Source organism: Alteromonas sp. Mac1 (assembly GCF_001562125.1).
GTDB lineage: Bacteria > Pseudomonadota > Gammaproteobacteria > Enterobacterales > Alteromonadaceae > Alteromonas > Alteromonas stellipolaris.
The window spans coordinates 3219026-3244335 of record NZ_CP013932.1; the positions used below are offsets into that span (position 1 = coordinate 3219026).

The 25310-nt window shown below is 41.0% G+C and carries 21 protein-coding genes; 7 read left to right on the top strand and 14 right to left on the bottom strand.

What is annotated here, in order from left to right:
• The first annotated feature begins 144 nt into the window (after positions 1–144).
• Positions 145–1020: a sulfotransferase gene (locus AV939_RS13795; RefSeq protein ID WP_057790490.1), complete on the top strand. Its 876-nt coding sequence runs from the start codon at positions 145–147 to the stop codon at positions 1018–1020.
• Positions 1021–1079: 59 nt separating this feature from the next.
• On the opposite strand, the gene AV939_RS13800 is transcribed toward AV939_RS13795, so the two are convergent.
• The 10 genes from AV939_RS13800 to AV939_RS13845 form a co-directional block, all read right to left on the bottom strand.
• Positions 1080–2213, bottom strand: a complete 1134-nt coding sequence (locus AV939_RS13800) for an acyltransferase family protein (RefSeq protein ID WP_057790488.1) — start codon at positions 2211–2213, stop codon at positions 1080–1082.
• Positions 2214–2305: 92 nt separating this feature from the next.
• Positions 2306–3364, bottom strand: coding sequence for a hypothetical protein (locus AV939_RS13805; RefSeq protein ID WP_057790486.1), 1059 nt, complete (start codon positions 3362–3364; stop codon positions 2306–2308).
• Positions 3357–4343, bottom strand: coding sequence for an endonuclease/exonuclease/phosphatase family protein (locus AV939_RS13810; RefSeq protein ID WP_057790484.1), 987 nt, complete (start codon positions 4341–4343; stop codon positions 3357–3359). Before AV939_RS13810 ends, AV939_RS13805 begins: the two co-directional genes overlap by 8 nt.
• Before the next feature lie 83 nt (positions 4344–4426).
• Positions 4427–5350: a glycosyltransferase family 2 protein gene (locus tag AV939_RS13815; protein ID WP_057790482.1), complete on the bottom strand. Its 924-nt coding sequence runs from the start codon at positions 5348–5350 to the stop codon at positions 4427–4429.
• A gap of 11 nt (positions 5351–5361) precedes the next feature.
• Complete coding sequence (locus AV939_RS13820; protein ID WP_057790480.1) at positions 5362–6303, bottom strand: sulfotransferase family protein; 942 nt, start codon at positions 6301–6303, stop codon at positions 5362–5364.
• Positions 6300–7235, bottom strand: coding sequence for a glycosyltransferase (locus AV939_RS13825; protein ID WP_061997808.1), 936 nt, complete (start codon positions 7233–7235; stop codon positions 6300–6302). Before AV939_RS13825 ends, AV939_RS13820 begins: the two co-directional genes overlap by 4 nt.
• A 20-nt stretch (positions 7236–7255) precedes the next feature.
• Entirely contained in the window at positions 7256–8581 is a 1326-nt protein-coding gene (locus tag AV939_RS13830; RefSeq protein WP_057790475.1) for an O-antigen ligase family protein, read from the bottom strand.
• Positions 8571–9659 carry a GNAT family N-acetyltransferase gene (locus tag AV939_RS13835; RefSeq protein ID WP_057790473.1) on the bottom strand — a complete coding sequence of 363 codons (1089 nt, stop codon included), beginning with the start codon at positions 9657–9659 and terminating at the stop codon, positions 8571–8573. Before AV939_RS13835 ends, AV939_RS13830 begins: the two co-directional genes overlap by 11 nt.
• A 3-nt stretch (positions 9660–9662) precedes the next feature.
• Complete coding sequence (gene xrt, locus AV939_RS13840) at positions 9663–11081, bottom strand: exosortase (protein WP_057790471.1); 1419 nt, start codon at positions 11079–11081, stop codon at positions 9663–9665.
• Between the two features lie 30 nt (positions 11082–11111).
• Positions 11112–12524 (bottom strand): TIGR03013 family XrtA/PEP-CTERM system glycosyltransferase, encoded by a 1413-nt coding sequence (locus AV939_RS13845; RefSeq protein WP_057790469.1) that lies wholly within the window; start codon positions 12522–12524, stop codon positions 11112–11114.
• A 149-nt stretch (positions 12525–12673) separates the two neighbouring features.
• Between AV939_RS13845 and AV939_RS13850 the strand changes: the two genes are divergently transcribed.
• From AV939_RS13850 to AV939_RS13865, 4 genes are read left to right on the top strand one after another with little or no spacing between them, the layout of a single operon-like run.
• Positions 12674–13306, top strand: a complete 633-nt coding sequence (locus AV939_RS13850) for an XrtA/PEP-CTERM system exopolysaccharide export protein (protein ID WP_057790466.1) — start codon at positions 12674–12676, stop codon at positions 13304–13306.
• 26 nt (positions 13307–13332) lie between these two features.
• On the top strand, positions 13333–14901 hold the full coding sequence (locus tag AV939_RS13855) for an XrtA system polysaccharide chain length determinant (protein ID WP_057790464.1): 1569 nt from the start codon (positions 13333–13335) through the stop codon (positions 14899–14901).
• On the top strand, positions 14901–15788 hold the full coding sequence (locus tag AV939_RS13860) for an XrtA-associated tyrosine autokinase (RefSeq protein ID WP_057790463.1): 888 nt from the start codon (positions 14901–14903) through the stop codon (positions 15786–15788). Before AV939_RS13855 ends, AV939_RS13860 begins: the two co-directional genes overlap by 1 nt.
• Positions 15789–15831: 43 nt before the next feature.
• Positions 15832–17436, top strand: a complete 1605-nt coding sequence (locus AV939_RS13865) for a TIGR03016 family PEP-CTERM system-associated outer membrane protein (protein WP_231701218.1) — start codon at positions 15832–15834, stop codon at positions 17434–17436.
• Between the two features lie 38 nt (positions 17437–17474).
• Here AV939_RS13865 and AV939_RS13870 read toward each other — a convergent pair whose 3' ends face one another.
• Both AV939_RS13870 and hldE read right to left on the bottom strand, forming a co-directional pair.
• Positions 17475–18548, bottom strand: coding sequence for an XrtA/PEP-CTERM system-associated ATPase (locus AV939_RS13870; protein WP_057790459.1), 1074 nt, complete (start codon positions 18546–18548; stop codon positions 17475–17477).
• Between the two features lie 108 nt (positions 18549–18656).
• Positions 18657–20087: a bifunctional D-glycero-beta-D-manno-heptose-7-phosphate kinase/D-glycero-beta-D-manno-heptose 1-phosphate adenylyltransferase HldE gene (hldE, locus tag AV939_RS13875; protein ID WP_057790457.1), complete on the bottom strand. Its 1431-nt coding sequence runs from the start codon at positions 20085–20087 to the stop codon at positions 18657–18659.
• A gap of 37 nt (positions 20088–20124) precedes the next feature.
• Between hldE and AV939_RS13880 the strand changes: the two genes are divergently transcribed.
• The gene (locus AV939_RS13880; protein WP_231751123.1) at positions 20125–20511 is read left to right on the top strand and encodes a GIY-YIG nuclease family protein; all 387 of its coding nucleotides are present in this window, start codon (positions 20125–20127) and stop codon (positions 20509–20511) included.
• A gap of 138 nt (positions 20512–20649) precedes the next feature.
• Here AV939_RS13880 and AV939_RS13885 read toward each other — a convergent pair whose 3' ends face one another.
• Complete coding sequence (locus AV939_RS13885) at positions 20650–21555, bottom strand: DUF350 domain-containing protein (protein ID WP_057790453.1); 906 nt, start codon at positions 21553–21555, stop codon at positions 20650–20652.
• A 116-nt stretch (positions 21556–21671) separates the two neighbouring features.
• On the opposite strand from AV939_RS13885, the gene glnE reads away from it, so the two are divergent.
• Positions 21672–24620 carry a bifunctional [glutamate--ammonia ligase]-adenylyl-L-tyrosine phosphorylase/[glutamate--ammonia-ligase] adenylyltransferase gene (glnE, locus tag AV939_RS13890; protein ID WP_061998217.1) on the top strand — a complete coding sequence of 983 codons (2949 nt, stop codon included), beginning with the start codon at positions 21672–21674 and terminating at the stop codon, positions 24618–24620.
• Positions 24621–24643: 23 nt separating this feature from the next.
• Here glnE and AV939_RS13895 read toward each other — a convergent pair whose 3' ends face one another.
• The gene (locus tag AV939_RS13895; RefSeq protein WP_057790451.1) at positions 24644–25258 is read right to left on the bottom strand and encodes a TcpQ domain-containing protein; all 615 of its coding nucleotides are present in this window, start codon (positions 25256–25258) and stop codon (positions 24644–24646) included.
• Between the last annotated feature and the right edge of the window lie 52 nt (positions 25259–25310).

Here is a 25310-nt window from a genome sequence, read left to right on the forward strand (position 1 = left end):
GTTTTCGCAGGTTATGTGGGAAGTAACTAGACTTCGCTGTTTTGTTATATCTTCCCCTAGACTTCACAATATGCTGATATGCTAGCGTGTAAACCAAAAAAATATAAATGAGATGTTTTTAAAAAGGTAGATAGAGGAAAAGAAATGCCGACCCAACTTAACCCGATAGAAGTGAGCCAAGACGAAGTGAGCAAATACTCAAAGCTCATTCGTACCAATAAATACAAGTACCCACTTCGTCGTGTAGTGCAAAAAAGAAAGTTTCATGCTTTTTGTTTAGGTACGCCTAAGTCTGGAACGCACTCGGTAGCAAACATCCTATCCAATTTTCGCTCTTATCATGAAATTAACGATACATTTATCATTGCTATGATATATCTATCAAAAGCAGGCTTGCTATCAGATGCAGATATTAAGAGAGAGCTTTCTGTGCGAGACCGCTACAACTGGCTCGAAATGGACTCGTCACATTACTATGGCCAATTCCCACAACAACTCATCGAAACATTTGCCAATGCTAAATATGTGTTGACCATTCGAGACTGCATTTCGTGGATTGATTCATGGTTCAATCACCAGTTGGCCAGAGATGTTCAAGAGAAAAATTCGCTCTATGATTTAGGCAGAACAAACTATTACGATAGAGGCTTTGAATACACCAAGTACGATGAACCACTTCGTCAATATGGATTATTTCCATTGGCTTCTTATTTCCAATTCTGGGCCGAGCATAACAACAACGTGCTCACCAGTATTCCGAAAGAACAACTGCTAATAATTAAGACCAAAGAACTAGGCAGCGCTAGCACTAAGCTTGCGAGCTTCTTGAATATAGAGCCAAAAGAACTGGTCACTGAAAAATCGCATAGTTTCAAAGCGAAAGAAAAATTGAATATTTTACAGCAGCTGGATAAAAGCTTTGTACGTGATACTGCAACACAGTATTGTGAAAGTATTAACAATACTATTTTTCCTGAAGCTAAAATTGTTGACGCTATTGATAAGATGTTTCAGAAGTAACCTTTTAATTTTGAAATATCTTATTTACTGAGCCCCTATCAATTTAAGAAAAATCCTTATTACACTGCTTTGTTTTTTTGCTGGGGCTCTTTATTTCGCGATAGAACCTTAATAAACCAATCTCTTTTATTCCGAAGAGGCTTTTCAAGTAATATTAAGCTAAGGCTAGCTACCGTAATTGTTGCTAGAAGGAACGTGAGTAACCTTGCCAACCAGTTGTCGTCAAATATTCCCAAGTACATAATTGTGTTCAGCATGACCATTTGGTAAACGAATAGACCAAATGAAATATCGTTCTTCGCGATGAACTTCTCTATACGATTGAACCACGATAGGTTTGAAGGTACTTTAAAAGCAATACTTACGATTGAGAATGCTAATACCGTAAACAAAATCGGGTTAATGTCATTTCTACCCCACTTAAATCCCAGTGCCCCTAGAGTACAAAATAACGCAACATGTAGTACAAGCCATGGACTCGCATAAGTAGTTAACCTCTTTAACCTTCCGTAGTCACGACTAAATATGTACCCTAATAGAAAAAAGAACAACCACGGCAAAAGCGTTAGAAAGTGTATGATTTTCGTGTAAACATTCGGCGTAAAGTTATTAAAGTAATGAAATACCATATTGAACAAAGCACAAACGACTAACAGTAAGTAAATATAATGAGATTTACCTTTCCCTATCCAATAATTATCTAATTTTCTAAGTAAAGGAAGGCCGAGATAAAATTGAAGAATAACGGGAATAACCCACAAGCTACCGTTCAATACACCTGTACCTACATGACTAAGAAAGTCAGGATGGTAGAAAAACACTACGGTAACTTGCCCTATACTCCACATAAGGAACTTGAGCCAGTCATCGCCGTGTAACTCGACCATGCCTAATGAAAATATTAAAACCACGCTGACACTAAAAGAGGCCCATAAAGGTGGATAAACACGCAGGATTCTTTTTACAAAAAAGGCGGTTAGTGATTGACTGTTTGATGAACTTAGGGATATCAAAAAACCACTGATAAAGAACAGTATTGGAACACCTGGCACGAACCACGTTAGTGTACCTACTACGTCGATATAGGACTGCGGCGCAGTATCAAACTGCTTGGAATGTGAGAATACAATCGAGAAAGCAGCAAGATATCGTATCCAAATAAAATGGTTAGTTCTTGGAATAATATTGTTCACGCACCAATTCCTTGGAGATTTATTATTTACAAACGCAGGAGTCTACTGTCGTTTATTTAATTTAAAAAGCCTTAGGTTTACGCTATATCTATCTAAAGCACTTGTTCAAAACATTTCATTAAAAGGGCATCTGGTCTTAAATTAGACTTATAATAACTATGATTCTCTTCCATCATTTTAAATCTAGTATCTGTGCCTACATCTAACCTAATAGCTTGATCAACACACTCTTGTGCAGTGGTAAACGATAAATAGTGATTCCCCTCAGATAAGTTAGGAACATAATTTAAGTTTCTTTCTGCAACAATTGATTTAGACATCGCGACGTACTCGCCAAACTTCCACCCTATAGAGCCGTGAAGGCCTGTAGACGCAATACATATATCATGAGACTTCACTGTATGCAGGTAATTACTTTTCGTCGTTAGGCCGGTGTTATCAACCACTAATTCAGGATGTTGCTTTACTGCGAAATCCGTAGCAATTAACCCTCCGGTAAATCGGCTCCCAAATTTATCTCTTAAAAGCTCAATACACTTAGCACGCTGTGTATTAATCTCTTCTCTCTGAGCTTTTTGCTGTTCACTAATTTGGAAATAACTGTCGCTCTGAGTATCCCAAAGGCGGGCTAAAAAAAGTACTTTTGGTTCCTCCCTGAAAACCGGAGGAGAATAAATATTAGAAACTGATGCTTTGAAGTGTAACTTCCCTAGAAAGTCAGCTTGCTTTATTAACTCTTTTTTCCACTCTTTCGTACTGTAAAAAAGCGCACAACGTTTAAATCCGAAAGGATCAAATCCATCTGGATACACCAAGTAATTTAGTCCATACGGATAAACATTCTTGTGATAATTGTGGGGCTCTAAAGATGGGTTAAAACTACGTTTAAAATAATGATCAGTAAGCGCGTACGCTTCGAGGTCAATTGCAGCACTATCAGATGTATCAAAGCACAACTTTTTACCAGCTAGTTCTATGTGCAGTATATTAGGCTGCACGCTGAACGGCACCGTGCTTTTCCTAGCATCTTTACCTACTCGCATCGATACTTTGAGTGTGCCCTTTCGATGCAGCATTGTAAGCCCTGTATAGATTTGCTGTAAATGATTCGAGTTATTATCAGCATAGACAGTACATTTAAGCTTATTCACTCTCGGTTCCCTCCAAGACTATGGTACCTAGGATTGGCAAATGGTCACTTCCCAAATCATCACCTATCTCGGAATAAATAGGTGTAAACGCTTTAGTTACCAGTAAATGGTCTATACGCGGGCTTACCAGCCTACTTTTACGGGTTGAACCGTATCCGTTACCGCTGACGGCAAAAAGGTTGTCTAATTCGCCCCAATAGTGTTCATATTGGGCGTTTCTATCAGTGATATTAAAATCCCCTGCTATTATGACTGCATCGTTGGTAGACCACTTATTTACCAAAGCCTTAACTAGACCAAACTCAACGGCCTTTGCCTCTTTAAACAAAGACACCTTTGATTCAAAACCCTTTAACGTAGTAAAGCGATACCCAAAATTAGATATTGATGCAAAATGAACATTTGCTAGAAGAACAGATTCCCCTTCGATTTCTACCTTGTGTAATGACACAAACCTACCCCATCCGCCTAAAGGTTTCCTATCAAGACTATCTAGCTCTTCAAGCGCAAAACGCGACAATATGCACAAGCGCTGAACGCAATTAGTATAGATACCCTCATATTCACCTACATTGAACTGACCTAGGCGCGATGCCTCTTGAATAAAAAGGATATCTAAATCTTGTTCCACGAACCAATTGTATAGTCTTTCTTTCTCTACACGTTGAGCAACATTGTATGATGCAATTGAGAGCTGGTTCTCATGATTTGTCGCTGCGCCAACCTCGCTATTGAATAAAGAGAGGTTAAAAGGTGAAGCAAAGAATATGGCAACTAATGCTAAGGGAACAAGAAATTGTTTTGACTTCCCAAGAAAAATTAACGCTGGAACACACAATAAAAATAAAACGTAGTCAGGTAAAAAATCGATAAAATAAAAGATATCAAATAATTCTATATTAAAGATAAAGGCGCAACTGACCACGAATACAATACAAAGCAGGAGTATGCTAACTGCGCGACATAAAGCAAGAATCATTATTTTCGGTTCCGATATTTATAGTGGCTGTTTTAATGGTGTTTCGGGTCAAGAATTATCGGCGTAACGATGTCGCACACGGCTCATTTCCCATGAATTTTTTTGTATTCATCGTGCTTAACGCCGAATAGCCCCATAAAAGTGCCAACGCCAGAACACACTCTAAACAATCCATCAACAAGGCTACCTTTATTTCGCTTCAATAAAGACTTCAATATAAGCAGAACACCTCGCAAAACGCGGACGAGTGAATAAACAAGGCTCTTCAACACCGCTTTGATAAGCGATTCCTCAAAAATATGCGAACGTGTAAAGCCTATACCCGAACGAAATCCACGACGACAAAACCACTTTATATTTTTTCGGCTTGAAGGCATTTCTTCAACAACTGGCGCATCTGTGTAGATACACTTAAATCCTGCATGGGTGCATTTAAGTGCAAAATGATAATCACTTGCGCCAGTCATCGCAAAACGCTCATCAAAACAGGGCGACATCTCTACCAGTACGCGTTTACTTAAAAGCAAGTTATTGGTGTAAAAAACACTTATTTCCTGTCCTTCGCTTTGGTCTGGTGCAGGGTAAAGAATTTCAGTCGCCCAGTTTTGTTTACCAGCTTCGTCCACTGAAATGACATGGCTTGTCACGATATCTGCTGTGTACCTTTTCGCACTTAAAACTAAATCTGAAGCCCAAGTGTTATCTTTTGGCCATTCATCGTCATCAATGAATATCAAGTAATCACTATTCATAGAAGTTGTGATAGATACACACTTGTTACGGGCGTATACAATGCCAGCCTGTTTTTCAACATCATAATGAATTGGTATACAACCAGAGCGGCGTTGCTCTACAACTTCCTTTGTCTCTTCATCACAAGCGTTATCGACTACTAAAATAGAGGGTACTATACTTTCTGTGAATACCTGTTCCTGTAGAGCATCGAGTAATCGGGCTAACCAAATAGGCCTTTTACAAGTAATAATAGCGATGGTGACTTTTTCCATAGCAGGCCTTCTCAATATTTTGTTCTTAAAAACGATTCAACTTTTTTGAGTGGCCAGCTTAGTTTCCACCAAATCGACTCATAAGCGTCTAAAAAGTGACGTTTAAAATAAACCTCTTCAGTTTTAACCGCACTCAAATGCTCTGAAAGAACGCCGGACAAAGATGCTAAATAAGCTTTATATTCATTGACTGACTCAGATAGTCGAACTTCATCGACCACGTCACTACTGAGTGTTTCATAGACATCCATCGCAAGTTTAACGAGAGGCTCATCAGGAACTTCTACTGCCTGTTGATTCTTTAATTTCTTATCTATAAAACTTTGTTTTTGAGGATTTTGGCCAACAGATATTTCGAAGTGTTCAAATATTTTTCTTGCTGAATCGTCTGGAGAATTCAACAAGTCTTGATACTTGAGGATAAAAGGATTCAGCCCTTTTGCGCCGATGTAACCAGAAAGCGTATAGTTTAGCCAAAGATGCATAGATTTATTGATAGAAAACCCATCTCGTTTTTTAAGAGAGCCATGAACTTCCATTGGTGAACGTAACATCAAAACAAAGTTAATTTTGATTCCTCTGCTTTCGAGCACCTCTCTCCAGAAAGGCAATAGCAAAGTGGTTCTTGGGTCTTTCATACCCCAAAGGGTCTTTTTTGCATAATCTTTATCTAAAAGATGTTGAGCTTGAGCGCTATACCCAGCTAAAGATTTAGCTATTTCAGGGTCGATGCAAAGCGCTAACGGGTGGTCCCAAGACAATAATTGCTCGTCTAAAAGTCTGTCATTAAGATCCACAAGTAAGGAGTTTTCGAAAAAGCCTTTTTCGTTGACCCCTTTTTGCGGTGCAAACAAAGAACTTCCCATAAAAACACCGAGTTCGGAAAGAAGCCCCGATACTGCCGAGGTTCCACTTCTGTGCATGCCTACCACTACAATCGCATTTGGTTTCATACCATTTCACCTTTGATTCTTTTTCTCGTTCTTTTAATGGACACCAAAAATGAGCGAGGCGTCACTTTCAGAATCAAGGATGCAATCAATAAATCAACTCTGTATTTTTTAAGCTTCCATGAATTCAAATAGCAAGAAGCACATTCGTTAAGCTCGTTGATGTAGAAAAAATTGCTCGCATAGTGCCGAAAAACCCGGTATTCAGCTTCTTTGCACCATGCTTTCTCTTGTGCAGACAAATCGCTAATTGAGGATATTTTACTTATGCAGATTAAATCTGCAGTAAGCATTTTGGCCTCATTTAACGAATAGTTGGCACCATGGATTACGTAAGTCGCCAAGGGTTCATTCACTACGCCGAAGCGCGTAATTCGTGCTAAGCGAAGCCACACATGACGATCGTCTACACCATGCAATTCTCGGCTTTCATCAAAGCCTCCTATTTGAAGCAGTAAACTGCGCCTAGCCATTCCAGTGCAACACGATATGAAATTCTGCATCAGTAAGGCTTCGAAACAATCACCTTCAAAGCACGGCTTACTAATACTAAAATCACCGTTTCTATCAACTTCAATCCAGCTATAAACAACGCCGACATCAGGGTGTTGCTCGAACATTTTCATTTGCATTTCAAGCTTATTTGGCTTCCATAAATCATCCTGATCACAAAAGCCAACTATATCGCCTACTGCATGCTCAATACCTACGTTTCTCGCGGCTGCTACCCCACCATTCTCTTTGAAAACATATCGAACTCTCGGGTTATCAATATATTTATCTACAACATCTTTTGATGAATCTGTGGAGCCGTCGTCCACTATAATAATTTCAAAGTTTTCATAGGATTGAGCTAATAAACTTATAAGCGTCTTTTCTACGGTTGCTTCACCGTTGTACATAGCAACAATGACACTAGCTTTTAGTTGGTTCAATTGATTGTTCTCATCTACAGTTACAGTGATAGCAATATTCTAATGACTAGGTAAAGCGCTCCTAAGCTAATGACCGCTAACCCGCAAATTTTTTTAATTATGCCGCCATTGAGTGTAAGTGGCGTAATTTTTCCAACGCGATAATACATAGCGGCTGTCATCGCGACGAATATATAAACGACCATTATATAACTACGGCTTATAAAAAACGCGGTGACAGCATAGCCAATAAGTGCAACCAGTAAATACTGACTTAAGACTTGCTCTTTTTTAAGCGCCTCTTCATGACCAGGGCTAACATTTTCGCATTTCATAACACTTAAAAGCATGTAAAGGGCGGTAATCATAAACATCGCCCACATTATATATCCAAATATTCCAAGTTCAGCCATTACCGTGACATAGGTATTATGTGCGACCTTCGAGTGATATTCTAAAAAACGTTCTTTGCCGAAGCCAAACAAGGGCCTATGCTTAAGCATTTGAATACCCTCATACCATGCCGTCAAACGTTGACTCGCACTTTCATCATCCTTACTGATTTTACGGAAAGTCCCCATCGCAACGAGTACGCCTGGAATACTAATTGATGCAAGGATTATTGCCTTAACTTTACCGAATTTTATGTAGAACAAACAAAAGAAAACGCTCAAAAGCCCTAAAAGAGAACCTCTGCTGCCACTCCAATAAACCCCTAGACATAGCGCTAAGACTGAGGCCAACGCGCACAACCTCGTCATCACCCCCTTGCCTGTCAGCAGAAAGTACACTGCAACTGGAATATTCATGACAAGAAACATGCCCATATCATTGGGGTCGTTAAAGCTTCCGACAAACCGCGCCTGGACCGACTCCCCCCCGCCATCGTAACGATAAACTACCGACTCAGCCCATCCCTGACCTGTCGGGCTTTGCATTTGACTGTAGGCGTGTTGAACCATAATTAAAGCAGAGCTCAAGAATATGAAAAAAATCACATTTTGCCGTTTAATCGTGCTTAGCAAGCTGAAGTAGAGAATAAATGGAATAATGTTGGCGTTAACCCACTCTATTAACTTACTCAGGTCGCTAAAATAGCGAAAGGCGCGAATCTCAGATAACAACATAGAGAAAAGCAGTAGAATTAATAAGGTACATTGGATATTCCAAATTTTCGGTCTAAAGCTCACTAAATAGGAGAAAAACGTCAGTATCAGAAATGTTCTCAAAAGTGGAAATTCAATATCAAATAACGGCCACTCATGAGGACGAGCCAGCAGTAAAAAGGTATATATTGAAAGAAGAAAGAACCCAAACGAGGCATGATTTGCAGTATTGCTACTCATTTGCTTGTTGTTATTTACCATGACGCTCCCCTAAGAATTGTACTCTTAGGTTACTCAATATTTTCATGATAGCGTTTCGCCAACACTGAAAGAAAAATGTAAAACTACTTTTATGAAAAGTGAAGCCGTAAATAGGCTGGCTGTGCTCTGTAATGCCTTCCTTATAGGTAGGAGGCTTGGATAGTAAGAAATCATAATATTTTAGTTTTAAAGTGCGAGCCTGTCGAAGTTGTGCGCAATGCAAAAGCATACCGGGAGAAATATTGGGTTTAAAGGAAGTGTCTACTCCACTTTGATAAAACACCAAGTCATTGCCAGAGATAATTGAATAATTAACCGCTATTGTTTGTTCACCCTTTTTTACCGCAATTAAAGATAATTTCTCACTTACTAATAGCGCTTGCAAAATACTGGTGTGAAAGCGGTTAAAAGAAGTATTATCAAAAATGGAAGGGTGATCTGGCTGTCGCCATTTTATATTGTGAAGATGCTTCAATTCATCAAAGGTACGCGCTAAATCAGAAACACTGTTTACAGAATGATACGTAATACCAAGCTTTTCAGCGGCTTTGACATAACGTGCTGTTTTTTTCTCGAGCTTAGTTTCGCTATCAAGGGTATCAATAAAATATCGATTCCCTCTAAATTCTTTAAGATACCTATAACCTAGCTGATCAAACACTGACTTAATTTGACTATCTTTAGAGCAATTTGTTACTACTAACTTCTTTAGGCCAATAGTGTCAATCGCCTCTGTGAGAAGTTGACTAAGCTCGGAATTAAACGAACTAACTGACAGCATATCGAGGCCTTCACTACATACTTCTGCCGTTTCTGGTTCACCACTCCCTATGAACCAAAAAGTACCGGTACTGTCACCTACGCGTTTGTAAAGAGGTAATAAACATATGATCTCATCAAGATCCCATATAGATATGATTGAAAACGCCGTTACATGATTTTTGAATACATTTAGCCACGTCGTGATCCAATCGTAACTTAGAAAAACATTGCTGTTTATTGCATGTTTATAAAGCTTCTGCCAAGACTCTTTGATGTCTACTATTTGTTGTTCTGAGTCTAAAATGCGCGCTTCCATTACTTAAGACTCAGCATATGAAGAGCTTAGTGCGGATGTAGAACTTAGTAAGGAGCAATCACCAGAGCATTTAGTAATGGTAACCGCCAAACGATGGGCATTTACCCCATTTAATGCGCTTTTAATTCGAGCAAGTTTAAAGCTTCGTACAGAAGAAAACTGCTGCCCTTCGATTTCATAAGTATATTTAATAAGCCAGTAGCCACCCAACTTGTCACGACTGACTACTTGAATAGTTCTGTCAGACACTTCTTTTGATAGGGATGTGTGGTCGGTAGGTATTACAGTGTTTAAGTAAAATGTTGCTTTATTATCTAATTCTTCGCCATTGAAATAAAAGACACGACTCTGCTCGTTATTGCCCACACTGCTATCACTGCATACGAACGAGTAGTTTTCTACGGCCAAATTAATATCGTGTAGCTTTTCAGAGTTTGACTCACAATTCTCAGGTAGAACAATAGTATTGTGAATAGAAGTTTGCGCGGCATATGATGAAAAGCAGAGCGTCATTATTATTGCTATCGCCCCAGTAATCTTCACAGGAAAGTTTCCTGCTACTTCTTCCGCTGCTACTTTCGTGGTGGGATTGCTTAAACGCTTTCTTTCGTCTGCCTGCTCTAATTTCCCACCCAGATAAAATTGAATTAATGCCACTGGAACATAAATATACCAACCAAAGTTATTATGGTCCGTCATTAAAGAGCTTTCCATATTGGTATAGTCACCAATTAGAATGAGAAAAACTATTCTTAACCAGTTAGTGACTAAAGCCCCTGCGATTGCAAATACTATGAAGATAAACGCGCTTTTAAATGTTCTAAGATAAAGAAACACGTACAGTGAGCTAATCGCAAGCGATACGATGATATACCGCAAACCACTACACCCTCTGGCGATTTCAAATACACCTGCAGGAATGGTGACATATTCATTTTCTACAAAAACGGGAATATCCGTAAATGACATAATGAACGTAACCATAAACACAGAGAGTTCTTGAAAAAAGCCAGCGAATGCCCCCCAAAAGGGATAAATGAAGATGAGGTAAGAGAGAGGAAATATGAGCGACCAATTCAATCTAAAAACTTGTAAGCTCAAGAGAATAAGCAGTGAGAGGGATAACGACCAATACAACAGACTAATTTGCGACCAAACACTTATCCAAAATAAAACGCCAACGATAATGCCTGCAGCTAACCATCCATAATTAATTTTTGCTCTAAAAATCAACTTTTCTTGTTCAGCTGCAGTGTATATCAGATATAAAATAATAGCGGGGATTAAATAAGCGTGAGAGTACGTACCGTCGTCAAAGCCATTATCCCACAACGTCTTCATAACGGGATAGTTTAATAACGCCCAACTCAATATGACCATAGCCATCGTAACAAACGCAATTAGGCTATTCCTTGCTAGCATACTCTTAATCCCTATTTGAATACTTGAAGTCTATCTGCCTTTACCAAACAACACCACTTCAACAGTTCTGATAAGTATAAGTATATCTAGCAGAAGACTTTGGTGCTTAACGTAATACAAGTCGAACTTTAGCTTCTCCATGGAATCTTCCACACTTGCACCATAGGGATAGTTGAGCTGAGCCCACCCAGCCAATCCAGGTTTTACATTGTGTCGCTGATTATAATAGGGAACTTCCTTCACTAATTGCTCAACAAACTGAGGTCTTTCTGGGCGAGGGCCAATGAAAGACATTTCACCTTTAAATACGTTTAGCAACTGAGGCAATTCATCGACGCGGTATTTTCTAATAAAATGCCCAATTCGCGTTACTCGATCGTCATTTTTACTTGCCCATTTTGCACCGTCTTTTTCGGCATCAGGCCGCATACTTCGAAACTTTAGTATTTTGAACAACTGCCCATTTAAGCCAACTCGCTCTTGCGCGTAAAACACGGATACCCCTGTGCGGCGACCATCATCAAGATAGATTATGAGAGCAGTAGTCAGCATGATTGGCCATACAAATATGAACACAAATAACGCTAATATGGCGTTAAGGCTGTAATCCAGTGCATCTCTTAGATAATTTTGGCTTTGGAAACCATTTGAATAGATAACCCAACTTGGATACATCAAGTTTACAACAATTTGCCCAGTCTCTCTTTCCATAAAGTCGAGTAATTCGGTAACCTCGATACCGCGAAGGCGGCATTCAAAAAGAACTTCAACGGGCAAAGTACCGCGACGCTGGTCACACGCAATGACAATTTCTTCAATATCATTGTCATTAATAAACTGCTGGAAGTTCTCATCCACCTTTATGTGAACGATTTTTTCCCTACGAATACCATCTTCTCGGTTGTCACCGGGAATAGGCACAAACCCAACCATTTCAAAACCAATCCTATCAACATCGCGACGCATTCGCTTTTCAATAATTGATGCTCTCTCACCTGCACCCAACACAACTATACGAACTTTGCCTAAACCCAAAAGCCCCAAGCGGTTAGTAAAGTAGCGAAAAATGACCAGCGTGATGATAATCGAAAATACAGCAGCCGGCAGGAAATAAGCATCCATCACCAGATCATCGAATAACGCTCTACTGATGATTTCAACAAGAAAGTAACTTAACCCAACACTGACAAATATTCGTCTTATAATCCCGCGAAAAGTTTCCCTTAGTTTTGCTTCATACAAGCCCACAGATAGTGAGCAAAGAAGAATAGAAACGGTAAGTAACCCTACGTTAATGATTAGCTTTTCCGGTGGAACTGATGAAACAAGCCCAACTTGTGTAAGGATAAAGTACGTAATATATCCCATATAAGCTATAAGTAGCGCTTCTGTCACTACAAGAATATTAGAGCGCTTATTTTGATTTCGCTTATTTACTGCCACCCCTGGCCCCTTAATACTACGAACTAATCCCTATCATAGAGGGATTTATTCTAATAGACTAGAATTGTTATTGGCATTATAGTGAGATTTGCCGTAGGGTAAACACCGAAAGCAACAATTTAACCATAATGAGTGTAGGATGATCTCTTATGTTTCGTTTTAAAAACATGCATTTAAGCTTTGCATTTTTACTTGTATTAATACTTGCTGGGTGCTCGAATACTTCAACTCTCCCCCAAGCTACCACCAGAGCATCATTAACAACCGATGTAAATGAATACCAATATCTAATCGGTCCTGGCGACTCGCTAACTATTTTTGTTTGGCGTAATCCTGAAGTGTCCGGTCAGTTTATTGTTAGACCTGATGGGAAAGTAACTACTTCACTTGTCGAGGATATCGATGTAGCAGGACGAACGCCGTCTATGCTCGCTCGCGAAATTGAAGAACAGTTATCAATATACATAAACAACCCTCGAGTTACTGTGAGTGTAAATAATTTCTCTGGTCCTCTTAGTGAACAAGTTAGAGTTATCGGTGAAGCCACTAACCCAAGTGCGGTAAGTTATACCGAACACATGACTTTGCTCGATTTAATGATAGCTGTTGGCGGATTAACGGAGTTTGCTGACGGTAATAATGCAAAATTAGTTCGCGTAATCAATGGACAGCAATCCACATTTGCCCTAAGCATTGACGACTTAATTCGAAGCGGTGACATTCAACAAAATGTAGACATTCTCCCAGGCGATATAATTATTATTCCAGAAGCTTGGTTTTAGTTCTAAGTAGTAAACGGAACATTTAAATGCAGGATTTACAACAAACCTTACTCCAATTTTTAGATCTACTAAAAGGGATTTGGATTAAGAAACGCCATGTCATAATTATGTCGTGGATAATTTGCCCAATTGGCTTCTTTATGGTTGCCAATTTGCCGGATCAGTACACCTCTACCGCAAAAGTCTATGTTGACACCCGTTCGGTTCTTCAACCTCTGCTGAAAGGTCTCGCTATTCAGTCTGACCCAGATCAAGAAGTCAAAATGATGGCCAGGACGTTACTAAGTAGAACTAACGTTGAAACCATAGCTCGAGAGAGTGATTTAGATATTACCACTAATTCAGAAAGAGAATTTGAAGATTTAGTAACCCAACTTTCTTCATCAATTGATTTACGTTCAGCTGGCAGGGACAACATCTATAACATCTCATTTGCTAATGCCAACGCAATTACCGCACAAAGGGTTGTACAAGAGACGTTAGACCTTTTTGTGGAAGGCTCATTAGGAAACAACCGCCGGGACACTGATACTGCAGGACGTTTTTTAGAAGAGCAAATTGCTGAATATGAAAGCCGACTAGGTGAATCTGAACAACGACTTGCCCAATTTAAACGTCAGTACAATAATATTCTCCCCCTTTCAGGCACTTATTATAGCAGCCTCCAAGGTCTTAATGCGGAACTTGAGTTAACTCGTTTAAGCATCAAACAGACTAAACAACAAGTTGACTCATTGAAGTCGCAGATAAAGAAAACATCAGCAAAAGATAGTTTTGCGGTAACTAATCAAGAAAACTCCGGCTTAAAAACTCGATATGACGATCGAATCAGAAAATTAGAGGAAGACTTAGACCGCCTTCAACTTAGGTTCACAGATAAACACCCTGATGTAGTTGAATCTCAATTGCTCCTATCTAGCTTAGAGAAGTCTCGTCAGCGAGAGATTGAGGCATTCCTTTCAAGTGTTGACGAAGAAGACCAATTACCTCTTAACGAGCTAACTCAAGAAATCCGACTAGAAATGAGTAAACTTCAAAGTGAGGTTGCCTCATTAGAAGTAAAAGAGACAGATTTACAAAATAAAATTGCGGAGCTTGAATCTAAAGTCGACTTAATACCGCAGATTGAAGCGGAGTCCTCAGCGCTTAATAGGGACTATGGAATAACGAAAAAGAAATACGAAGAGTTATTGTCAAGAAGAGAAGCCGCAGGCCTTTCAAGACGGGCAGAAGTTTCTGCTGAAGAACTTCAGTTTCGTATCATAGAGCCGCCTCTTGCCGCCAGTTCACCGTCAGGTCCAAATAGACTAATCCTTTACACTGCAGTATTACTTGCAGGGTTTGGTTCTGGAGTAGGTGTAGCGTTTCTAGTAAGCCAGCTTTCTCCGATATTGATAAGACCTAAGCAATTAAACAGTCTCTCAGACTACCCAATATGGGGAACGGTAAGCCATTTAAATATTGTCAACATTCAGAAAAAGAACAAATTTAGATTATTAATCTTCGCTTTGTCCTGCGGGATGATTCTGCTGCAATATGGTATATTAGTGGCTGCAGAAGTGATGAATATTAATTTAATCGAGAGGTTTTTCTAATGTCTAATACAATTGAAAAAGCATTGTTAAAACAAAAACAGAAAAACGCTTTAGCAAACAGCTCGAATCAGGAAAGCGCGAGCAATCACGTTACCGAGCCTCAACTTGAACCTAATGACGTTGCTAAGCCAGAGACCAAATCTCCCAAGAGCGGTTTTAAGATTAATCTAGAGAGACTAAGTGACAATGGTCATATCTCTCTATCTGGTGAGCGCAGACAAATTAACGAAGAGTACCGAGAGATTAAGCGGAAATTACTCGCTAACGCTTTTGGCCCACTCGCTAAAACCCTTCATAACCCTAATATTATAATGGTTACAAGCAGTCGCCCTTCTGAAGGTAAAACATTTACTGCGACAAACCTCGCGTTGAGTATTGCTGCAGAGCAGGATAAAACCGTACTATTAGTAGACGCGGATGTGCTAAAACCGAACGTGCTAAACACATTAGGTTTAGAGAGGCGTAAGGGATTAATGGAGTATCTTATTGGTGAGGTCGACGATATTTCAGAAGTGCTGTATTCCACCAACATCGACAAGTTGAAAATTATCCCTGCGGGTCGATCGCATCACCTTTCTACGGAGATGCTTGCTAGTCATAAAATGCATGAAACGGTTGATGAATTTGCCAACCGTTATCCTGACCGAATTGTGATATTTGACACGCCTCCGCTAATTGGTATTAATGAAAGCGCTATTTTAGCTAATTTTGCAGGTCAAGCAGTAGTTGTCGTGGAAGAAGGTAAAGCGAAACTTAACGACGTTAAAATGTCTGTAGAACGATTGAACCCTGATATGGCAATTGGATTTGTGGTTAACAAGTCAGTGCACTATGACACCGATGGAAGCGGATATTATGGATATTACTACTCTGAGCGTAAAGACTAAGTTCCGCAAGGTCGTGCACAGAAACATATCAAGAAAAGCATATTTGGCGATTGGTCTCGGTGCACTGTCGCCTTGTGTTTACGCTGAGCTCGATATAACTGGTTCCGCGCAAGGGAAGAGTATTTTCCAAGAAGTAGAGAGGCAGGATGAAGATACGCTGTCACTCACCACTTTCTCAGTAATACCTCAAGTAAATGCCACATATCAAACTCGTACTTTTAGTGGGCTGTGGTCGGGCACACTGACGCATTTAGAACGTGACAACGACGATATTGGCCAAACTCAAGACTACGCAGAATATAGTTATTCCGCGCAATGGGCACCTATTGGAAGAGCGTTGGTTTTCCAAGCGACCGGCGCACTAAATTATCGAAATGGAGACTCAAGTAGCTTTTTAGTTTCTGATTTCCTCACAAATTCGAACAGCTTAGCAAAAACTCGCAATAACACACTTTCATCGTCACTTCTTATCGAGAACAACAATTGGGTAAATGCTCAAGGGAGTGCATCATATTCAGATGTCGCCTCTGAATCCACGTCTGCGAATGATACCCCTCTCGACAATGACTCATACCAGTTATATGGCTCACTAACTAATGGGGAATATGCTAGATACTTAATATGGGAAGTAACGGGTTCATACCAAAATACAGCTAGCAACCAATCATCTCGTGGAGACTTCATAACGCGGTCTGCTGAAGCTTTTACCGACTTTCGTGTTCTGCAAAAATGGGCTATTCGGTTAACAGCTACTCATGAAGCGAATCAGATCTCAGATAGAACCGATACTAATAGTATAACTCGTGAGTTTAATTCCTATGGCGCAGGACTGACTTATCGTCAAGCTGAAAATAGATATATTGCACTTACGATAAACAGAAGTGATTCTGATACCAGTGAAGATGATGACGAGACCTTTGTCGGGCTCGATTTGTTGTGGGCATTAAGTTCACGTACTGAAATAGGTGGCAGCTATGGTCGTCGATTCTACGGTGACTCTGCTTCTGCCAATATGAGCTATAACTCAAAACATTTTAGGTCTTCGCTTTCTTATAGTGAAGATGTTACTAATACCTCTCGCTTGTTATCAAACCCTGAAAATTTGGGGGTTTTTGTATGCCCTGTAGGAGCAACATCTATCGCAAGTTGTTTTCAACCGGCAAGTCTGAGTTATTCACCTTCCGCTGATGAACAATTTGTTGAGTTGAATTCCCAAAATTTGGATTTCGACGACCGAATCATTCTCCAGAAGCGCACTAATTTCCAAATGGGCTACGATTTTTCAAGAGTAAATCTAGGCGTTTCGTGGCTATATTCTGAAAACGATTATTTAGATGAAGACAGGCTTCAGCGTACGCTCTCAATGACTACCACACTGTCTTATAAATTAGGTTCATATACAAATCTAAACACATCTTTAAGCTTTGCCAGAATTGATGGACAGTCTGAAGACAACACTTATGACGGCAGCAGTGATAACTTAAATGCGACCTTGGGTCTAGATAGAAGCTTCGGGAAGCACTTAGTAACAAGCTTGGACGTAAGCTATTTAGATAAGAGCGGAGATTTGTCGTTTGGTGGGGGTCTTTACGGCAGCGATTACACCGATAGGCGAATAACGCTTTCAGTTACCTACACCTATCAGTAATATGGAATCTCAGTAAATGGGGGGCAGTAAATGACTCTTTACTGGGTATCACTCTTATCCGTACTCTTCAGCCTTACGTAAGTTTTAAACTTTTTCTTCATTAGTTTATCTACATACTGCGTCATTTTAACTTTATGAGATATTGCGTCATCGAGCGCATCTACCAACTCTGCCAACATATCAAGATAGTACTTACTATCTCGTATGACATTACCGCCTGGTGTCATAATAGCTCTGCTTTCAGGGTGCCCTGCATAATCTTGGGTTTGGGATGTTGAATGACCCACCCCACTCTCTGGCTCAAACATTTCTGCTTTAACTTCATCTATCACTTCTTTAACGGCGTCTTCATCAAAGCTTTTAAGTTCTTCAAGAAAGCCGAACAGCATGATGCGATCCATCAGCGTATTTATTTTACGAGGCACACCGCGAGTAAACTGATAAATGCGCTCATACGCCCCTTCTGAAAATAAATCTTCGCCATTCCAGCCAGCATGATGTAAGCGATATTCGATATATTCTTTGCACTCATCTAAGGTGAGCGGCGCTAAATGGCATGAAGCCACAATTCGCTGTCTGAACTGCTCCATGTTAGGGGCACGCAAAATGGGCTGTAGTTCTTCTTGCCCTAGTAAAAAGCTTTGAATTAACGGCTTACCATTAAGTTGAAAATTAGACAGCATACGTAGCTCTTCTATCGATTCTAGCGGTAAGTTCTGCGCTTCATCAACAAGCAGTAGTGCACGGCGGCCTTGGGTGCTCAAGTCGTACAAGAACACCTCAAGCATCTTTAAAATTTCAGCTTTGCTTCTTCCGTCCGTATTTATATCAAACTTTGAGGCCACCATTTTAACCAGTTCATCAGGAGACAGCTTCGGCGTTACGATTTGAGCTGCGAAAATATCGTCTTGGATTTCAGCCAATAAACTATTTGCGACAGTAGTTTTCCCTGTACCTATATCACCCGTAATGACAATAAAACCTTCGGCCTGAGACAGCCCATATTGAAGGTATGACATGGCGCGTTTATGCCACTTACTAGCAAAAAAGAAACCAGGGTCTGGTGTTAACTGAAAAGGTTTTGCGTTAAGTCCGTAGTAACTTTCGTACATGCTCGTATCCGTTTAAAAAACTGCTTATGTTGCTAGCTCACCAATTAAGTGATGTGGCTAGCAAACGACTACATTTACTGAGATATAAATTTAAATAACGTCGAAACGCTAGGTTAGCTTATTACGTGTTATACGCTCTATGATTCCGGTGGTCGAAACGCCATCTTCAAACGTTAACACCTGCACCTCACCGCCGTTGGCAATGACTTCTTTGCCGCCAGCAATTTCATCAATTTTATAATCGCCCCCTTTCACCAATATATCTGGTAATAACGAGGCAATTAACCGCTGCGGCGTATCTTCAGTGAAGGGCACAACCCAATCCACGGCACTTAAACCCGCTAACACGGCCATACGGCGACTTGTATTGTTTACAGGTCGTCCAGGGCCTTTAAGTTTGGTGACAGACGCATCAGTATTTACCGCAACGATTAATCTGTCGCCTAACAATGCAGCTTCTTCTAAATACGCCACATGGCCGGAATGGAGAATATCGAAACAGCCGTTAGTCATTACAATACGTTCTCCCCTAGCTTTCGCCGCAGCCATCGCCATCTCAAGCTGACCTTCGGTCATTACACCGCCATCTAAATGAACAGATTGTTCACCTAAGGCTAGCGCCAATTCAGTATTGGTGACGGTAGACGTACCTAATTTTCCTACCACTACACTGGCAGCTAAATTAGCTAACACACATGCCGCTTGTAGGGGTAATTTACATGCTAACGCCACAGCTAATGTTGATACCACGGTATCGCCGGCACCCGTGACGTCATACACTTCTTTGGCTTTCGCCGGCAAATGAAACTCCGCGTTATTGCCTTCAAACAAGGTCATACCTTGTTCAGAACGGGTCAGTAGTAAAGCATTTAACTGCAAATCAGATTTGACCCGTTGTGCATTTTCAACCAATGACTTTTCAGAACTAGATTCACCGACTACATGATTCAACTCTTCCAGATTCGGCGTAATTAGCGTAGCATTAGCATATTTAGTGAAATCACTCCCTTTAGGGTCGACAATCACTCGCTTACCTTTTGCTTTAGCTGCTTGAATAAGTGCTTGAGGGTTGCTTAAACATCCCTTGGCGTAGTCAGACAATATAACAATATCAACATCATCAAGGGCGCCATCAAATGCGTTTTCTAGTTCAGATTTATCTGAATCAGCAAAGCTCTTTTCGAAATCAAGTCGAAGCAATTGCTGATTTCTGCTCATCACACGAAGCTTGGTTATTGTGTCTTGGCCTTCGACAGCGAAAAACTGGCAATCGATATCATAAGACTCTAAGCGCTCACGTAATAGTTTGGCATTTTCATCGTTACCGCACATACCGAGCAAGGTGACTTTAGCACCAAGGGTAGCCACATTCACCGCCACATTTGCCGCGCCGCCGGGGCGATCTTCAGAGGACTGCACATTTACTACTGGTACAGGGGCTTCAGGGGAAATACGACCTGTACCACCGCTCCAATAGCGGTCCAACATTAGGTCACCTACAATAAGCACTTTCGCTTTACTAAAATCTGGTAAAATCATTGATGAGACAACTTTATCGATGTATTTCAAATTGCCAATGAGTATAACAGCCAACAACGTGAATACCCACCAACAGCCTTCAACTTGGTATCTTTATCTTATCGAAAATAAACTAGGTCACTTGTATACGGGTATTACGACTTCGCCGGCGCGAAGAATATCTCAGCATAGAGGTGATATTGTTGGTGGTGCGCGGGCTTTGAAAGGAAAAGGCCCGCTTCACTTTAGGGCCATTTTTTTAATTGGTGATAGGTCGACAGCCTCGCAAATTGAATACAAAGTAAAGCGACTTTCTAAACAGAAAAAACGGGCTATCGTAAAACAGAAGGTTTTGCCCAAAAATTTATGTGGAAACCTTTGTGAAAACCTATGTGAAGATCTATGTCGAAACAGCCAGTATATTTCTCCTTGCGAGTATGAGTAGTATCGTTTTTAATTAAAGCTCTCAAGGTTGAACCACAAATATTTGCCGTGCATCTTTGCCATGAATATCTGAGGCTAGCACTTCCCCCCCCCAAAAAAAACATGCTTAAAGCATTACGCTAGTAGCTTACAAACTACATTAACCACCCAGCACACCATTTATCACCATGGCAGTACCTATGCTTAGTGTAAAGCCTAGCGACGCTACACCAACGTTGTGTTGTTGATCGACTTCTTGTCTAAAGTTCATTCCAAACAGAATCACTTTTTTGTTGATAAGCACCAGTATATGCAATGCGATTGCTAACGCTACACTTACCACTAGCCAGCCTGTTACATTACTTACATAACCTGAGGGGTTATAGATAAGTAAGTTTTTCGCCGCTGAAACAATCATAGCGGTGCCTAGTAAATTCCCCGAATGTTCGATAGCTAGGGCCAGTTGCCCTTTTCGCAAAGCACCTTGAAATGAATCGTTTTGATTATCTTTTGCATAGCGCACTTCCAAAATACGGGTCATCACCAATAACATGGTAAGTACTACCGAGAATCCTGTCACGATAGCGATAATGGCGTTCATGTCACTACCATCTACCCATACCATAATATTTTTCAGCACAATGGCGCTAGCGACTAAGCTTGCAGCATCTACCAGTGCAACACTTACGCTTCGCTCAGAAATCATGGCATGGGTATCTACGCGATTAAGCACTAGTTTGTCGTGGGCAAAACGACCAAACTTCACCAGCAGAATACCGACAATACCAAACGTTACCATACCAATTGCAGCTTCACTGTAGCCCTGCCCGATATGTCGACCTACTACCGAACTTAGCACGATACAAAGTGACAACATGCCACCGGCTATACTAATACCAAAAGCAAAATTATCTTTAATACCAAGCTCTTCGGTGACAGAGTTTTTTCGCATGAGCCCAGTCACCCACTTCATAACCACTAACAGTGCTAGGGCGATACTTACATCGATGGCAAGGTAAATCCATAAATCAGAACCAAGCGGCACGAGTTTAATTAAAGCATCCACGTAATATTACTCCTTTTACCTAAACACAACCTTAGGGTGGTTACGCCCTAAAAACTGTGACAGACTCTTTTTTATCTCAATGTTTTGAAATATTTATTATTGTCGAAGCCAGTATTATGCCAACAGACAACACAATTACCATGAGCAATGCACAACAAGCTAACGAAACCTGGGAAAAGCTTTCAGATAATGAACGCTTTAATAGTGACTTAGCGCATCATCGAAACGACTTCACCACCCTATTTGGCCGCTCACTATTTTTTGCAGAGACTTGCCTTCAGCACCCTGAGTGGGTTGGCGCTATGCTGATTGAATCTATTCCTGACGAGCCGCATACCTTTTACAATTATGCTGTTGCCCAAAAATTGGAAAATGTTAAATCCGAAGATGAACTGCTTATTGTCCTGCGCCAATGTCGCCATTTTTATATGGCTGCTATCACCTATCGCGACGGACTTAACAAACAGACTATTACGCAATCGTTAGCACAGGTTTCTGCGTTAGCTGATGTATTAATTACATCAGCTTACCAATGGCTTTACACCATGTTAAGTACAAAACATGGTGTGCCGTGGGGTGAAAATGGCCCTATTCATATGTACATTTTGGGCATGGGAAAATTAGGTGGCCGTGAACTTAACTTTTCATCAGATATCGATTTGATTTTTGCCTACCCCGAGAAAGGCATGACAAATGGCGAAAAGAAACCTATTGAAAATCAGCAGTTTTTTACTCGTTTAGCGCAAAAATTGATTCAAGCGCTCAACAAGGTTACACCGGATGGCCAAGTCTATCGTGTAGACATGAGACTGCGGCCATTCGGTGAATCAGGGCCTTTGGTGATGCACTTCGACGCCATGGAAGATTATTATCAAGAGCAAGGCCGTCATTGGGAACGTTTTGCAATGGTGAAGGCGCGGGTGATCAACGATGACAATTCAGAAGACGTGGCCTCATTAAACGCCATACTGACCCCCTTTACCTTCAGGCGGTACTTAGATTTTACTACCATCGATGCATTGAGAAACATGAAGCATCTTATCGCTACGGAAATTAGACGCCGACGCTTGAGCAACAATATTAAACTTGGAGCAGGCGGCATTCGCGAAGTTGAATTTTTTGCGCAGAGCTTTCAGCTTATCCATGGAGGCAGAGAGCCTGAGTTACAAAGTAAGTCACTACTTACTACCCTTGATAAGCTTGCTGATTTTGAAATTGTTGAACCTGATGTGACTGAACAACTTCGGACAGACTATCTCTTTCTTCGTAAAACTGAGCACACGCTTCAACAATGCCAAGACCGTCAAACTCAAACTCTGCCCGATAGTGAGTGGGAGAAAAACGCATTAATTGCCGTGCTAGGCTTCAGTTCTTATGACGCGTTTATGGCGAAGCTGCAAAGTACCATGTCTAGAATACATGGGCATTTCAATGAATTAGTTGAAGAGGCTAAAGATACTCACACTAGCGAAGATACGTTGTTTGAAGCATGCCGCGACGCCTGGCAACTTTCCCTCGATAAAGAGGAGTTTAGCACTACGCTAACCCCTTTCATTAGCGTTGAGGAAGCGCAAGGCATTTGTACCCAGCTACAAGAGTTTAAAACCAATCAGCGCGGATATCGAATGGGTCAAAAAGGCGAAGACACGCTTAATAAACTCATTCCCGAAATATTGTATGTGCTGATTAAATTCGACCCCAGTAAAGCAAACAGTGTACTAAAACGAATCTTCGGCGTGATAGATTCAATTACGGGCAGAACAACCTATTTAGACTTATTACTGGAAAACCCCAACGTGCTCCAACAGTTGGTTAAGTTATGTGACAGAAGTGAATGGATAGCGAATGAAATAAAACGCTTCCCGCTGCTGTTAGATGAACTGCTTACTCCGCTTTATTTGCAGCAACAAAACTCAGATATTACCACCAGTAAATACGAATACGCGCAAGAGTTACGGCAGACCATGCTGCGAGTTGAACACGACGATGTTGAGCTCGCTATGGATACATGGCGTCAGTTTAAGCTTTGTCAGCAACTGCGTATTGCAGCCAGTGATATCAGCGGCTCGTTACCTATTGCGAATGTAAGCGATAAGCTTACCGTATTAGCGGAAGTGCTTCTTGAGCACGTTATTGAAGCAGCGTGGCATCAAGTTTCAGCGCGCTTCGGTGTGCCGCGTCACTTGAATGATGACGAACTGGGCTTTGCGGTTATTGGGTATGGCAAGCTTGGGGGCTACGAGCTTGGATATGGCTCTGATCTCGACCTTGTGTTTTTGCACAATGCTCCCCGACAGTCCACCACCGATGGGGCTAAGTCTATCGAAGCCCAGCAGTTTTACATCAAACTTGCTCAGCGTATTATGCATTTGTTGAATACCAAAACCTTATTTGGTCAGCTGTATGAAACGGATTTACGCTTGCGTCCCTCCGGTAATGCCGGGCTGCTTTGTTGTCATATAGATGGGTTTGAGCGCTACCAACAAGAAGAGGCGTGGACATGGGAACATCAAGCGCTGGTGAGAGCCCGCGGCATTTGTGGTGATATATCACTGCTTAGTGCGTTTAATACTGTGCGTCATAACATTCTGTCTATTCATAGAGACCAGCCTACGCTATCTACTGAAGTGAGCGAAATGCGCGCGAAAATGCGCAAGCATTTACTTACTGCAAGTAATCAAAAAGTCGATTTAAAGCAATGTGTGGGAGGCATTGCGGACATTGAATTTATGACTCAGTACTGGGTGTTAGCCCATGCGAGCAAGATTGAAAGCTTAACGGAATTTTCAGACAATTTGCGTTTACTAGACGCTACCCATAACGCAGGCATTATTGATGAAAAACAATCTCACGCGCTGCAACAAGCTTACCTTGCGCTAAGAGAACAATATCATCACCTCACTCTTGCCGACACAAAGTATGCAGAGCAAACCGAGCATTTAAGCCAAATGAGAGAAACGGTAAGTGAATATTGGCGGGCATTGTTTGGCAGTGGTGCCGAGAGTGATGACAGTGGTGCCGACACTGACGGCAGTAATGATAATAATAACAAAGGTGAGCAGTAGCTCACCTTTGATTTAACTAATCGTCAACGAACTAGAGTACATCGGGTAGCTAAAAATTCGGTTTCTTCAGCGGTCACTACTAAGGAACGTTGCTCGGGGCATAGATAGGCATTCACCTGCCCTTCGAAGCTACTGTCGATAGCGCTAGCAATTTTTGCCAACGAACCGGCTACCGTATTATCTAACTGAAACTGATGTTTGATTATGAAGTCTTGCTCTAAATTCCATATCAGCTGCATTCCTTCGGCTTGCGCAAAAGTAGAGATAGCTTCTCGCAGCGTACTGCCTTCTTTAAAGGTGCGGAATTTTTGCTCGCCAGTCCAGCTAGTATCTACTGTCGTATTCAAGCTGGACATGCTTTCTAGTCGGCTATCAAGCTGAGGATCAACGCCACCAGTTTCGATGACAAAACTCCCCTGCTCTTCTTTTACTGGATCGGTGGAAGACATTCTAAATTCGCGGTAAAACTCGCTCAATCCCTTTGCCACCGACTTTTCTTCAACGGGTTTACCAGAAGGAACGTCATCACTGTTATTTTGTTGCAAATAAATCATCACACCCGCAATCACTATCAATACGAATGCTAGCGCAACGTGACGCGCCCAAAATAATGTATTTGAATAACCTTTTTTAGCCATGACTTTATTAATGCATCCAATAACTTAAACCCAAGGTACAGCTTACCTCGCT

What these genes read in the sequence shown, in the direction of transcription:
- AV939_RS13855 (WP_057790464.1), top strand. Translation starts at nt 13,333, where the DNA reads ATGCAGGATTTACAACAAACCTTACTCCAATTTTTAGATCTACTAAAA.
- AV939_RS13795 (WP_057790490.1), top strand. Translation starts at nt 145, where the DNA reads ATGCCGACCCAACTTAACCCGATAGAAGTGAGCCAAGACGAAGTGAGC.
- AV939_RS13860 (WP_057790463.1), top strand. Translation starts at nt 14,901, where the DNA reads ATGTCTAATACAATTGAAAAAGCATTGTTAAAACAAAAACAGAAAAAC.
- hldE (WP_057790457.1), bottom strand. Translation starts at nt 20,087, where the DNA reads ATGATTTTACCAGATTTTAGTAAAGCGAAAGTGCTTATTGTAGGTGAC.
- AV939_RS13850 (WP_057790466.1), top strand. Translation starts at nt 12,674, where the DNA reads ATGTTTCGTTTTAAAAACATGCATTTAAGCTTTGCATTTTTACTTGTA.
- AV939_RS13815 (WP_057790482.1), bottom strand. Translation starts at nt 5,350, where the DNA reads ATGGAAAAAGTCACCATCGCTATTATTACTTGTAAAAGGCCTATTTGG.
- xrt (WP_057790471.1), bottom strand. Translation starts at nt 11,081, where the DNA reads ATGCTAGCAAGGAATAGCCTAATTGCGTTTGTTACGATGGCTATGGTC.
- AV939_RS13895 (WP_057790451.1), bottom strand. Translation starts at nt 25,258, where the DNA reads ATGGCTAAAAAAGGTTATTCAAATACATTATTTTGGGCGCGTCACGTT.
- AV939_RS13810 (WP_057790484.1), bottom strand. Translation starts at nt 4,343, where the DNA reads ATGATTCTTGCTTTATGTCGCGCAGTTAGCATACTCCTGCTTTGTATT.
- AV939_RS13870 (WP_057790459.1), bottom strand. Translation starts at nt 18,548, where the DNA reads ATGTACGAAAGTTACTACGGACTTAACGCAAAACCTTTTCAGTTAACA.
- AV939_RS13820 (WP_057790480.1), bottom strand. Translation starts at nt 6,303, where the DNA reads ATGAAACCAAATGCGATTGTAGTGGTAGGCATGCACAGAAGTGGAACC.
- AV939_RS13835 (WP_057790473.1), bottom strand. Translation starts at nt 9,659, where the DNA reads ATGGAAGCGCGCATTTTAGACTCAGAACAACAAATAGTAGACATCAAA.
- AV939_RS13880 (WP_231751123.1), top strand. Translation starts at nt 20,125, where the DNA reads ATGAGTATAACAGCCAACAACGTGAATACCCACCAACAGCCTTCAACT.
- AV939_RS13830 (WP_057790475.1), bottom strand. Translation starts at nt 8,581, where the DNA reads ATGGTAAATAACAACAAGCAAATGAGTAGCAATACTGCAAATCATGCC.
- glnE (WP_061998217.1), top strand. Translation starts at nt 21,672, where the DNA reads ATGCCAACAGACAACACAATTACCATGAGCAATGCACAACAAGCTAAC.